The 13,694-nt window shown below is 69.8% G+C and carries 8 protein-coding genes; all 8 read left to right on the top strand.

The window, feature by feature from the left end; genetic code table 11:
• The first annotated feature begins 7 nt into the window (after positions 1-7).
• Positions 8-1,588, top strand: a complete 1,581-nt coding sequence (locus ON29_RS34260; protein ID WP_040865463.1) for a MinD/ParA family ATP-binding protein — start codon at positions 8-10, stop codon at positions 1,586-1,588.
• A 188-nt stretch (positions 1,589-1,776) separates the two neighbouring features.
• On the top strand, positions 1,777-3,300 hold the full coding sequence (gene eccD, locus ON29_RS07650) for a type VII secretion integral membrane protein EccD (protein ID WP_040865464.1): 1,524 nt from the start codon (positions 1,777-1,779) through the stop codon (positions 3,298-3,300).
• Positions 3,300-4,658 carry a type VII secretion-associated serine protease mycosin gene (gene mycP, locus ON29_RS07655; RefSeq protein WP_051174969.1) on the top strand — a complete coding sequence of 453 codons (1,359 nt, stop codon included), beginning with the start codon at positions 3,300-3,302 and terminating at the stop codon, positions 4,656-4,658. Before eccD ends, mycP begins: the two co-directional genes overlap by 1 nt.
• Positions 4,655-6,376: a type VII secretion protein EccE gene (gene eccE / locus ON29_RS07660; RefSeq protein WP_040865465.1), complete on the top strand. Its 1,722-nt coding sequence runs from the start codon at positions 4,655-4,657 to the stop codon at positions 6,374-6,376. The genes mycP and eccE overlap by 4 nt, the downstream gene beginning before the upstream one ends.
• Before the next feature lie 16 nt (positions 6,377-6,392).
• Complete coding sequence (locus ON29_RS07665) at positions 6,393-6,746, top strand: helix-turn-helix domain-containing protein (RefSeq protein WP_040865466.1); 354 nt, start codon at positions 6,393-6,395, stop codon at positions 6,744-6,746.
• 77 nt (positions 6,747-6,823) lie between these two features.
• A complete protein-coding gene (locus tag ON29_RS33680) occupies positions 6,824-7,876 on the top strand; it encodes a discoidin/SUN/FTP domain-containing protein (RefSeq protein WP_157172688.1) in 1,053 nt (350 codons plus the stop codon).
• Position 7,877: 1 nt separating this feature from the next.
• The gene (locus ON29_RS07675; protein ID WP_040865467.1) at positions 7,878-8,558 is read left to right on the top strand and encodes a hypothetical protein; all 681 of its coding nucleotides are present in this window, start codon (positions 7,878-7,880) and stop codon (positions 8,556-8,558) included.
• Positions 8,559-8,728: 170 nt separating this feature from the next.
• Entirely contained in the window at positions 8,729-13,672 is a 4,944-nt protein-coding gene (locus ON29_RS07680) for an NAD-glutamate dehydrogenase (RefSeq protein WP_051174971.1), read from the top strand.
• Positions 13,673-13,694: the final 22 nt, after the last annotated feature.

Genomic DNA, 13,694 nt, shown 5'->3' on the forward strand with positions numbered 1-13,694 from the left:
GACGGAGATGAACCGAGCACCGAGCATCAACGGTCATTCGGCCGAATCCGCGCGCGCTCGCGGCGGTTATGACGCGTACTTCGCACCGACGAACGAGCTGACCGACGCGGCCGTCGCACCGGGCCCGGCCCCCGAGGCCCGGCAGGACGCCGAGAAGTTCTCCCACGCCGACCCCGTGATCGGTGCGCCTCGTGAGCCGCAGGCGCCCGCCGGGGAATCCGAACCCCGTCCCACGCAGCATGCGGCGGTGACGCCGCCACCGAGTGCGAGCACGCCGCCCCGGCAGGCGAATGCGCAGATGGCGCAGCCGAGCACGCCGCCGCAGGCGAACGTGCCCCCGCGGCAGCCGAGCGCGCCTCCGCCGCCCGCGAGCACGCCTCCGCCGGACTACTCCGTAGCGCCTCCTGCGGCACCGCACGCGGCGCAGGATCATTCGGCACACGAGCAGTCCGCCGAGCAGTACCGCGCGGAGCAGGCGGCCGCCCGGGTGTCTCAGGCGATCGCGCGGACCAATGCCGCATCCGCGAACGAGGAGTGGCAGTCCGGATCCGCGACACCCTGGGTCCCCGAACGTGTCGACCACTCGGCGTACGAGCCGACCCCGCGGATCGAGGTGCTGCCCGCCGCGCTCAGCTCGATCGACCTGCTCGCCGACATCTCCGCCGCGAAGCGGGCGCAGCTGCGTTCCAGCTCCGGCATGCGCGGCGCGCTCAACAAAGTCGGCTTCAACCTGGGGCTTTCGCCGGCTGAGCAGCGCGCCGAGGACCGTAAGACGCGCATTCGGCGCCAGCTCACCACGACCTATCAGATCGCGGTGATCAGCGTGAAGGGCGGCGTCGGGCGCACCACCACCGCGGCGACGCTCGGCTCGACCTTCGCGGGCCTGCGCCCGGACCGGGTGGTCGCGATCGATGCCAACCCGGACTTCGGGGACCTCTCCACCCGCACCTGCAGGCATCCATACGGCCTGACCCTGCGCGATCTGGCGCAGGCGCAGAACCTGGACGCGTTCTCCGCGGTGCAGTCGTTCACCTCGATCAATTCGTCGGACCTCGCCGTGATCGCTTCGCCGTGGTCCACCGAGGCCACCGAGGCGCTGTCCGGCCGCGAATACAGCACCGCCGTGGAAACTCTGCGCAAGCACTTCAATCTGCTGGTCGTGGACTGCGGGACCGGCGTGCTCGATTCGGCGACGGCGACCGTGCTGCAAACCAGCGACGCCGTCGTGGTCGTCACCCCGGCCACCGTCGGCGGCGTGACCGGCGCGGTGGCCACCTTGAACTGGCTCAGTTCGCACGGCTTGCAACATCTGATCGCGAAGTCGATCGTCGGCATCGTGCATCACCAGCCGTTGAAGCCGACCGTCGACGTGGACGCGATCGAGAAGCTGTTCGAAACCGCGCAGCGCCCCACCTGCGTGCTGCCCTATGACGCGCATCTGGCCGAAGGCGGCGAGATCGACCTGCGGCTGTTGGAGAAGGAGACCGTGCTCGCGTTCGAGGAGCTGGCCGCCTGGCTGGCCGATGGATTCCCCGGATACCTCTCCAGTGGCGCCGACAACCACGGTGACCGCGGAGGGTGGCGATGAGCGAGCCGAGCGTCAGCGAGGCGGAGGCATGAGCGAGCGTAGCGAGCGAGCAATCGGTGCAGCCACCCCAGTGGTCATGCCGGAGCCGAGCGTCAGCGAGGCGGAGGCATGAGCGAGCGTAGCGAGCGAGCAATCGGTGCAGCCACCCCAGTGGTCATGCCGGAGCCGAGCGTCAGCGAGGCGGAGGCATGAGCACTGCCGTCGCGCCCGCGCCTGCCGGGACGCAGCCGTCGGCGGAGGTCGCACGAGCGCGGATCGCCGTGATGGTCTCCACGTATCAGGTCGATGTGGTGGTGCCGACCAAGTTCACCATCGAGACGTTCATCGACGATCTGCTGGTCGTGCTGGCCTCGGCCATCGATGACGAGAGCGTCGATTTCACCCCGCCGCAGGGCCAGTGGAGCCTGGGCCGCCCGGGCGAGGCGCCGATTCCGCGCTGGCGCAGTCTCGCCGACCACGACGTCACCGACGGCACCGTGCTGATGCTGTCGGTCGTCGAATCGGCGGAGGTCTTCACGCCGGTGGTCGAGGACATCACCGACGCGCTCGCCCTGATCAACGAGCGCGAGTTCGCCGAGTTCGACGCGAACACCGCAGCCATCGTCGGGTTGACCGTCCTCGGCATCGGCGCCTCGGTGGTGGCCGCCATGCTGACCTGGTCGTGGACGATGACCGGTTCGACCCTGTGGTGCGGACTGCCCGCCCTGCTGCTCGGCGGGCTTTGCTGGGCGGCCGCCGCGCAGGCCCATCGGCGCAATGCCGCGGCGAAGCTCGCCCTCGGCTTGACGTTGACCGCGACGCCGCTGCTGTTCGCCGGCGGCGCGATGCTGGTGCCGCCCGCCTACGACCAGCCCGGCCCGCTCACCGCGGCCAATCTGGCGGCCGGAGCCGTGGTCGCGGCGGTAGCCGCCGCCACCATGATGCGGTTGAGCAAGATGGGCATCGCCACCCTGATGGCGGTGACGGTGCTCGGCATCATGCTCACCATCGCGGCGTTGCCGGTGACCTACGCGGATCTGTCGGTCGGGCAGGTCGCGGGCGGCACAGTGTTCGTCGCGATCGTGCTGTTGACCGCGGCGCCGCGCTTGGCCGTTGTCATCGCCCGCATCCGGCCGCCGGATCTGCCGGACCCGGGCAACGAGGTCTCGCCGACCACGCTGACCGATATCTTCGACGCGGAGACGGTGCGCGAAGGCGACGAGCACACCGCGGTCGGTGAGCAGCAGCGCACCGCCGCCGAGGCGGGTATCGAGGGACGCGCCCGACTGGCGGTGACCAGCCTGCGCGGTCTGATGGCCGCGATCTCCACCGTGCTCGCGGTCGCCGCGGTGATCGCGGCCGCGGTCAGTCCGGGCGGCATCCGGGAGATCGTCATGGCCGCCGCGATCGGCGGCCTGCTCGCGATGCGCGCACGCTGGCACCCGGATCGGGTCCAGGCGATCGCGCTGGTCGCCGGATCCGTGGTCACCGTCTGCGGCGTCGGCTTCGTCTTGGTCGGCGCGTACGAGAGCCCGGCCGCGCGTCTCGTGGTCGGCCTCGCGGTGGCGTCGGCGGCTTGTCTCGCCTGCGTCGCGGCGCTGCGGCTGCCGGGCAAACGGCTTTCCCCGGTCACCCGCCGTGTCATCGACCTGGTGGAATACGCGCTGATCCTGGTGGTTCCGGTGATCGCCTTCTGGATCATGGGCGTCTACACCGCGATGCGAGGGATCTGATGAAGGTCGGCAGTGCCGCTGTGGCGGTTCTCGCCGGGGCGATGCTGGCCGTCCCCGCCGCTCCCGCGGTCGCGCTGGAGCCGCCCCAGGTCGTGGTCGGCGCACCGCCCGCGGACGACCCGCCGGGGCCCGAGCAGCCGATGAAGCAGGACAAGGGTTGTCTGGCCGCGGGTGCGCTGCCCGACAGCGACCTGACCCGCACTCCACCCGCGGAACTCGCGCTGGATCTGCGCCGCGCCAAGGCGCTGAGCCGGGGCGCCGGAGTGACCGTCGCCGTCATCGACACGGGAGTGCAGCCGCACCCGCGCCTGCCCAACCTGGTCGGCGGGGGCGATTATCTCGCCGCGGGTGGCGACGGACTGTCCGATTGCGACGCGCACGGCACGCTGGTCGCCGGGATCATCGGGGCCACTCCCGATCCAGGTGATGGATTCACCGGGGTGGCGCCGGAAGCCCGGATCATCTCCATCCGGACCCGCTCCGGCGCGTTCAGTCCCGAACGGCCGAGTTCTGATCCGAGCCAGCGGACCGCCATCGAGATCCGGACGCTGGCCCGGGCGATCACGCGCGCGGCGAACCAGGGCGCCGGTGTGATCACCGTGTCGCTGCCCGTCTGCCTCCCGGTGGACGCGCAGGTGGACCAGTCCATGCTGTCGGCGGCCATCGGCTACGCCGTCCATGTGCGCGGCGCGCTCATCGTGGCGGGCGCGGGCAACGCCGGAGGCGGCGCCAATTGCGCGCAGAATCCGGATATCGACCCGACCCGGCCCGCGGACCCGCGGAACTGGCGCGACGTGAAGACCATTTCCACGCCCGGCTGGTTCGGCGCCGACGTGCTCACCGTGGGATTCACCACCGCGACCGGCGCCCCCATGCAGGATTCGCTCACCGGGCCGTGGGTTTCGGTCGCCGCCCCCGGCACCGGCATCGAATCGCTCGGGCCCAGTGGCGGTGGCCTGATCAACGGGGTCGGTGAACCGGACAAACTCGTGCCGGTCGGCGGCGCGTCGTTCGCCGCGGCCTACGTCAGCGGTGTGGCGGCGCTGCTGCGGTCGCGCTTCCCCAACGAGACTCCGCGCGAGATCGCCGCCCGCCTGCAGGCCAGCGCGCACGCGCCCGCGCGCGGCATCGACAACGTGGTGGGCGCGGGCATGATCGACCCGCTCGCCGCCCTGAGCTACCGCACTCCGCCGCAGCAACCCACGGGCCTGTTCCGGTCCGCGGAACTGCCCGTGCCCCCTCCGCCGCGCCCGAAGGATCTGCGGCCCGCGATCACCGCGACCGTGGTCATCCTCGCCGCGGTGCTGCTCGGCCTCGTCGGCAGTCACATGAACTCCGTGATGCGGAGGCGCCGGTGAGTTTTCCGAGCGTACGGGTCGCCGGCGTCGAGCGTGGTCCGTTCGCCACCTTCGTCGTCGTCGGCAGCCCGCTCCTGGTCGGGCTGTCGGCCAAGACGCCGTGGTGGGTGAGCGCGGCGGTGGTCACGGTGCTGGTCGTGACGGTGACCGTCCGGGTCAACGAACGGACCCCTGTTCGCTGGCTGCTCGACTGGGCGGCCTACCGGAAAGGCCGGACCGCCCGGGCGCGCGAACGCACACAGGTCGCCGGTATCCGGGACGTGCAGGTCGCCGCCGGCGTGTGCGGCATCAACGAGGCCGGCAGCACGCTGATCGCGATGATCCAGCTCGCGCCGAACCTCGACCTGCCCACCGTCATCGCCGAGCGAACCCTGTACACCGAGGACACCATCTCGGTCGACGTGCTGTTCCCGATGCTGGATCAGTTCGGCATCGCGGTGGACATCGACATCGTCACCACCGGTCAGCGGGTCCGCTCCACCGGCAGCTACAGCATGCTCTACGACCAGCTGATCGGGACCCACCCGGTGGTCGGGGACCGGCTCACCTGGCTGGTTGTCCGGCTCGACCAGGAACGCAACCTGGCGGCGCTGAGCAAGCGCGGTCCGTGCGCGGTGGTCGCCCCCAAAGCGCTGGCCAGCGCCACGCACCGGATCGCGAGCCGCCTGCGCGAGCGGGGTATCGCCGCGCACGCGCTGCCCGCCGCCGCCTTGCGGGACGCGACGCGCCTGCTGCACGCCGGCGTCGAACTGTCCGACCTCCGGGAAACCTGGAGCAATCTGGAGTCGTCGGTGCCGGGCCGGTGTGTGACGAGCTTCCTGATCGACTGGACCCGGCTGGGCGGGGAGACCCTCGATGACTGCTGGACCTGGAACCGCGGCCGCACCACTCTCGTGGTGAGCTTGACCGACGACACCGGGGGGCCGCGCGCCATCGTCCGGTTCATCGGCCCTGCGGTCACCACCGAACCGCCGGACTATCTGCGGCTACTGCGCGGCAACCAGTCCGACGCCCTGCTGGCGTCGTTGCCGACCGGCTCCTCCATCCGAGCGCTGCGCGGCTTCGAGTCCGGCGCCGACATCGCACCGGAGGAACTCGTCGCCGATCTGGCCATCGCGATCGGTCCGAACGGCCAGATCCTCGGCGCGATCAGCGGCCAGCCGCGCCACACTCTCGCGCTGCCGCTGTTCGATCCGGCCCGGTTCAACCCGCGCAGGCGCACCATCGATGTGCACGCCAGGCTGCCCGTGGCCCAGCAGATCATCCTGCGGGCGATGGTGGTCGGCGCGGACGTGGAGATCCATTCGGCGCGTCCGGACAGCTGGCGCCAACTGGTGAGCGCGGTCGGCGATCCGCGGTCCATGCGCCTGGCCGATCCGGGTGACGGGCATACCGGCACGCAAACCACCGAGGCGGAGACACCGGCCACCATCGCGGTCTTCGATCACCTGCCGCCGCGTGCGTCGAGCGCGCACACGACGGTCACCATCAGCGAGCCCGGCGGTCCGCGCAGGCGTGCGGTCGATCTCGCGATCAACCAGGTCAGCGCGACCGCGGTGGACGTGAGCATTCCGATGCGCACGGTGCGTGTCGAGCTGATCGAGCCGAGAGGCGAAACACGATATTTCGAAACCGTCGACGGACCGCCCGCGCACAACGCGGGAGCATCGGGACCCGTGGTTGCACCTCCGCAACCCGGTGGCCGTCGCGTGAGCTGATGGGAGCGGTCGGTTAATGTCTATCACCGTGGTAGCGGACACCCATTCCGATGGCGGCGATCTGACTCATCAGGACGCCGGGGACGCGCTAACCCCCAGACAGGCGGCGGCGGCGATCTTCTCCAGCCGGTTGTCGGAGCTGATCGCCGAATCCGTGGTGTCGACCGAGGACGGGTCGACGCGGTCGCTGACGCTCTACTCGCTGGCGCAGCACCTGGAGTTGGCCTACCCGGACGTGCCGGTGTCGCAGTCCGGCCTGTACCGGCTGATCCACGGTGACGCGATCCCGCGGCTGGATCTGGTGATCGCGCTGGCCCGGGTGTTCGACGTGCCGCCGGAGTACTTCGTGACCGAGGAGAAGAAGCGCTGACCCGACCGGGCGGCTGTTCTCTCCAGCGGGAATAGCATCGGCTCGGCGGCCGTGTCGGTCCGGATACGATCCGGACCATGCCCGCCGAGGACCCGGGAGATGTTTTTCTCCGTCATCGAGGTGCGGTCCTCGACGCACTGCTCTCCGATTCTTCGTTCGGGTCTTCCGCCGCGCCGTCGACCGGTGGCATGGAGCTCAGCGGCAGTACCGAGCACAGCGAGGGCGTCGACTTCGCCACCGCGTCGCTCGGGTTGCCCGACCTCGACTCGGAGCCGCAGCAGGTCGCGCCGCGGCGTCGGACCGGTGACGGCCCGAAGGCGAGCGAGCGAATCCTCGCGCTGCTGAACGGGCAGGCCCAGGAATCGGCTCCGGCGATGGAACTGGGGAACGACTACTCCTCGGTCGCCGCCCGATCGAACGCGCAGGCCGAACCGGAACCGGAACCCTCGCGCGCGTCCGCCGCGCCGTCCGAGCGGCTCGCGCCCGTGCAGCAGGTGGCCAAGGACGTGCTCGTCCAGCTGCGTAAACCCCGGGTCGCGCTGATCGTCGCCGCCGTCGTCGCCGTACTGCTGGTGCTGCTGCTGGTCACCACCGGTGGCCAGGAGAAGAACACGGCGAACGATCAGCTTCTGGTCGTCACGACGCCGCCGACCTCGGCGGCGCCCTCGACCTCGGCCGCACCGCCGGCGAGTTCGATCATCCAGCCGAAGTCCGCGACGTCGAAATGCCCGCCCGGCAGCACGTCGGCGATGGACGCTTTCGGCAGCCAGACGGGCAAGGCGTGGTCGTGTGTGCGCGCCTACAAGGTCGACGGCCAGGTCATCACCATCGACCTGGGCAAGACCTATCAGATCGACTCGATCGGCATCGTGCCCGGCTGGGATCACATCGGTGCGGACGGCAGCGACCAGTGGGCGAAATACCGCACGGTGAGCCGGGTTTCGTACCAGTTCGACGACGGCAACAAGACCGTCTACACGCAGCCGACGCTCGATCAACGGACCTTGGTGGTGACCAAGACCGAGCCGGCGGTGAGCGCCTCGAAGATTGTGCTGACCGTCCTGGAGTCCAAGGGCGATCCGTCGATCAACACCACCGCGATCTCCTCCATCGTCATCACGGGGCGCTGAAGTGTCCACGCTGCCCGAACTGGTCTGCCAGTACTGCTCGCATCGCAACACCGGCGCGGATTCCCGCTGCGGGCACTGCGGAGCGCCGCTGCGCAGTGCCGTGGACACGGCGCGAACCGTCGCGGAGAAGCTGCCCACTCAGGTCGCCGAAATCGCGGAAAAGGTCGGCGGTGAGGCGAAAAGCCTTGTGCATAAGGCTTATCCGCGCTGGCAGTGGTACGCGGTCGGGGCGATCGCGCTGGTGATGGTGGTCGCCGCGGTTCTGGCGGTTCGGTCCTGTTCGCTATCGCTGCCCTCGAATCTCCAGGGCACCGCGCCGGTGCGAGCCATGCCGGATCTGCTGCGCACGGCGGCGACCTGTCAGCCGCTGGATTCCGGCGGCCAGCGGGAGAAGTGCGTCATCGCCGCCACGGACCCGATGCTCTTCGGTGGTATCGCGGGCGGCAGGGACGTGACCTTCTACGCCGAACTGGTTGCGCAGGATCGTTTGGCCGACAGCATTTCTCGATGGCGCGGCGCGGGCGGTTCCGCCCTCGTCGACGGACCCGTCTACGCCGCGATCGGTCCTTCGGCAACCGTCTGGTACGCGGATACCCGGACGGGTCTGCGATTGGAAACGGGTACCTTCGCCGGTCGAGCCGGCGCCCAGACCTTCATGTCGCGGGCGGGACTGGTCCGCTGACCTGATCGCGCCTCTTCCGCCGGACTCCAGAAAATCCCTGATCCGGACGGCGTTACCCATGTCCGTCCTGCCAAATTATTGTTACACTGTTGATTGTGCCGTTATCCAGCGGTACGTTATGTGAAGTACGAAACACGTACGAGCGCAGTTCTCGGGAAGGCAACGGATCGATGGTGGCAACCACCCAGCAGACGATTTCACCGAAGCGGTTCCGCGATGATCCGACCGACCTGGAGGCGGCCTATTTCCGGTGGATCCAGCCGGGTCCCTCGGCGTCGGCGATCACGGACCGGGCCGAGCGGATCTTCCGTCAGCATCTGGAGCTGGCGGCCACCCGCGCGCCCGGTTCGGCGACCACCAGGGTCTACCGTCCGGACGACAGCGCGGGGGTCGGCGCCGCGATCCAGATCGTGAACGACGACATGCCGTTGCTGGTCGACTCGGTGACCGCCGCGCTGCGGCGCTTGGGCGCGACGGTCACCGAAGTCGTGCATCCCGTGTTCGACGTCTCGCGCGATGCCGACGGCCGGGTGTTGTCCATCGCGCCGCGTGACGGCGTCGCCGAGCCGGCCGGAGAGGCGGACGGACAAACGCTGCGCGAGTCGTGGATCCACGTGCAGCTGGGCGCGGGCCTGTCCGACGAACTGGTGGACCGGATCGAACAGGCGCTGCCACCGCTGCTGGCCGACCTGCGCCGGGTCGCCGATGACACGCCGACCATGGTCGAGGTGCTCAATACCGTTGCCGACCAGCTGGATCAGGCCGCGCAGTGGGCCGGTGACGCGGAGATCCCGCAGACCGCCGGGCTGCTGCGCTGGCTGTCCGACGGGCACTTCACGCCGCTCGGCTACGGCTACTACCACTTCCGCCGCTCCGCGCCGAGCGCGAACGCCGACTTCGAACCGTGGCAGCTGCCGGGCACCGGGCTCGGCGTCCTCGGCAACGGCGCCGAAGCCGACATCAGCGTGCCCGTGGTCGGCGCGAAGCGCACGGTCCTGCGGATGGCCAACGGGTCGGTGGACTCGCTGCTGCCCGGGTCTCGGGACCTGTACTTCATCAGCGTGGCCGACTACGGCGCGAGCGACCCGAGCGGCCGCGCGGCCTGGGGCGACACCGTCAAGATGGTCAAGGGCGAACACGTCTTCGTCGGCACCTTCACCGTGGCGGGCCTGCACGAGAACATCCTCGACATCCCGGTCATCTCGCGGCGCGTGCTGCAGGTCATCGAATGGGCGGGCTTCGGCCTCGACTCGTTCTCCGGCCAGGCCATGCTGGAGATGATGCAGTCGTTCCCGCGGGTGGAGCTGTTCTCCACCGACGCGCGCAGGCTGTTCGAAACCGTCTCCGCGGTCATGAATCTGGGCCTGCGGCGCCAGGTGCGGCTGTTCATCCGGCGCGATTCGCGCAGCGACACCATCTACTGCCTGGTCTACATGCCGCGCGACCGCTATTCCACCGAGGTCCGCGTGCGCATGGGCGACATCCTGCGCGAGCAATTCGACGCCGAGCAGATCGCGTACTCGGCGCGGGCCACCGAATCGGAACTGGCCGTCGTCTACTTCACGGTGCACCGCAAGCCGGGCGCCGAGGCGGCCGACATCTCCGAGGAGAATCGCGAGCGGATCCAGGAGTTGCTGCTGGCGACGACGTGGACCTGGAGCGACCGTCTGGTCGCCGAGGCGGCGGGCGCCTCCGACGTGCCGCAGGCGCTGGTCACCGAGTACGCGACGGCCTTCCCGGCGAGCTACCAGCAGGAGCACGAGCCCGCGCACGCGCTCAGCGATCTGCGCCGCCTCGAGCGGCTGTCCGACGGCGCGATCGACACCGACCTCTACCGGCAGGGCGACCCGGGCGCCGCCGAATGGAGATTCACGCTCTACGTCGCGGGTGAGGGCGTCTCGCTGAGCCGGGTGCTGCCGGTGCTGCACAGCCTCGGCGTCGAAGTGGTCGACGAGCGGCCCTATCGCATCACGCTGGCCGACCGGCCGGACCGCTGGATCTACGACTTCGGGCTTCGGGTGACCGCCGCGCCGCTGCGCGAAGCGCTCGACAGCGAGCCGGCGGAGCAGCTCGGGCACTCGATGGACGCGGCGTCGCTGCCGGAAACCAGTGTGCGGCGGCGCTTTCCGGATGCGGTGACCGCGATGTGGTTCGGCCGCGCCGAAGTCGACGGCCTGAACGAACTGGTGCTGCGCGCCGGCTTGCACTGGCGTGAGGTGGCCCTGCTGCGCGCCTACGCGAAGTACTTGCAGCAGGCCGGTTTCGCCTACACCTTCGGCAACATCACCCGCGTCCTGCTCACCCATCCGGCGACGGCGCGGTCGTGCACCGACCTGTTCGCCGCGTACTTCGACCCGGACGGCGTCGGCGCGCAGGCCGCGGACCGGGCGGCGGAGATCGCCGAACGGCTGCAGGCCGAGATCGACGCGGTGGTCAGCCTGGATACCGACCGCATCCTGCGCGCCCTGTTCGGCCTGATCGAGGCGACCCTGCGGACCAACTACTACCGGCGCGACGAGGCGGGCGACGCGCTGGACTACCTGTCGGTCAAGCTGAATCCGCACGCGATCGCCGAACTGCCGAAACCGAAGCCGCAGTTCGAGATCTTCGTGTACTCGCCGCGAGTCGAGGGCGTGCACCTGCGATTCGGTTCCGTGGCCCGTGGCGGATTGCGGTGGTCGGACCGGCTGGAGGACTTCCGCACCGAGATCCTGGGTCTGGTGAAGGCGCAGGCGGTGAAGAACGCGGTGATCGTGCCGGTCGGCGCGAAGGGCGGCTTCGTGGTGAAGCAACCGCCGGCAGCAACGGGCGATCCGGCCGCCGACCGGCAGGCGCTCGGCGCGGAAGGCGTCGCCTGCTACCGCACGTTCATCTCCGGCCTGCTGGATGTCACCGACAACGTGGACCGCGCGACCGGGGAGGTGCTTCCGCCCGCGCAGGTGGTGCGCCGCGATGGTGACGACACCTACCTGGTGGTGGCGGCCGACAAGGGCACCGCGACGTTCTCCGACATCGCCAACGACGTCGCGCAGAGCTATGGCTTCTGGCTCGGTGACGCGTTCGCCTCCGGCGGTTCGGCCGGCTACGACCACAAGGCCATGGGCATCACCGCCAAGGGTGCGTGGGAGAGCGTCAAACGCCACTTCCGCGAGATGGAACTCGACACCCAGACCCAGGACTTCACCGTCGTGGGCGTCGGTGACATGAGCGGCGACGTCTTCGGTAACGGGATGCTGTTGTCCGAGCACATTCGCCTGGTGGCCGCCTTCGACCACCGGCACATCTTCCTCGACCCGATTCCCGACTCGGCGCGTTCCTACCGGGAGCGGCAGCGGATGTTCGCGCTGCCGAGGTCGTCGTGGGCGGATTACGACACGTCGCTGATCAGCCCCGGCGGCGGCGTCTACGACCGCTCCGCCAAGGCGATCCCGGTGACTCCGGAGGTGCGCGCGGCACTCGACCTGCCCGCGAGCGTGACCACCCTCTCGCCGCCGGAGATGATGAAGGCCATTCTGCAGGCCCCGGTCGATCTGCTGTGGAACGGCGGGATCGGCACCTACATCAAGGCGAGCAGCGAGACCAATGCCGAGGTGGGCGACAAGTCCAACGACGCGGTCCGGGTGAACGCCGACCGATTGCGGGTCAAGGTGATCGGCGAGGGCGGCAACCTCGGTGCGACGGCGCTCGGCCGCATCGAGTTCTGCCGCAACGGCGGACGGATGAACACCGACGCGCTGGACAACTCCGCGGGCGTGGACTGCTCCGACCACGAGGTCAACATCAAGATCCTGCTCGATGCCGTCGTCTCCAGCGGTGAACTCGCCGTCGCCGAGCGCAATCCGCTGCTGGCCTCGATGACCGACGAGGTTTCCGACCTGGTGCTGCGGGACAACATCTCGCAGAACTTCCGGCTCGGGATGTCGCGGGCCGACGCGGCGGGCATGTCGGGAGTGCACGGCAGGATGATCAACGACCTCGAACAGCGTCGCGGTCTCGACCGTGAGCTGGAGGCACTGCCGACGGAAGCGGAACTGGCCCGCCGCGCCGCCGAAGGCACCGGTCTCACCTCGCCCGAGCTGGCGAATCTCATGGCGCACGTGAAACTTTCGCTCAAGGCCGATTTGCTGGCCGGTGATCTGCTCGACGGTCCGGCGTTCGCGTCGGTGCTGCCCGCCTACTTCCCCGCGCCGCTGCGGGAGCGGTTCGCGCAGGCGATCGGCAGGCACCCGCTGCGGCGCGAGATCGTGGCCACCGTCGTGGTCAACGAGATGGTGGACTACGGCGGCATCACCTACGCGTTCCGGCTCGCGGAAGAGGCCGGCGCGACAACCGACGACGCGGTGCGCGCGTACCGGGCGGCGGTGGAGATCTTCGACCTGTACGACCTCTGGCAGCGGATCAGGCAGACACCGATGTCCACGGCGGCGCGCAACGAACTGGAGCTGGAGACCAAGCGCACCCTGGACCGGGCCGCACGCTGGCTGCTGTCCAACCGGCCGCAGCCCATCGCGATCGGCGCCGACATCGCCAGGTACCGCGACGGCGTGCGCGCCCTGTCGGGCCGAGTGCCCACGTGGCTCACCGGCTACCTCACCGAGGATCTCGCCGAGCGTTCGCGGCGGTCGATCAGCCGTGGCGCGCCCAAGGAGCTGGCCGAGGAGGCGTTCGGGCTGATCCACCGCTTCCCGCTGCTGGACGTGCTCGACCTGGCCGACATCGCCGACCGCGACGCGGCGGAGGTCGCGGTGCTGTACTACGCGCTCAACGAGCACTTCCAGATCGAGCGGCTGCTGACCGCGGTCGGCAAGCTGGAGCGCGGCGGGCGCTGGCGGGCGCTGGCCCGGCTCGCGGTCCGCGAGGATCTCTACGATTCGCTGCGGTCGCTGACCCTCGATGTGCTGACCGCCACCGAGCCGCAGGACAGCACGGTCGAGAAGATCGCGTACTGGGAGTCGACCAACCGTTCGCGGCTGGCCCGCGCGGGTGCGTCGCTGGCGCAGATCTTCGCCGCCGAAACGCACGATCTCGCCGCGCTCTCGGTGGCGGCGCGGCAGGTCCGCGGCATGGTGAGCGGCGGTGATGCGACGGCCGTCGCACCGGCGGTCGCGGGCTGATCGACCACACGATGCCCGGGGG

Source organism: Nocardia exalbida NBRC 100660 (genome assembly GCF_000308575.1).
GTDB classification, from domain to species: Bacteria; Actinomycetota; Actinomycetes; order Mycobacteriales; family Mycobacteriaceae; genus Nocardia; species Nocardia exalbida.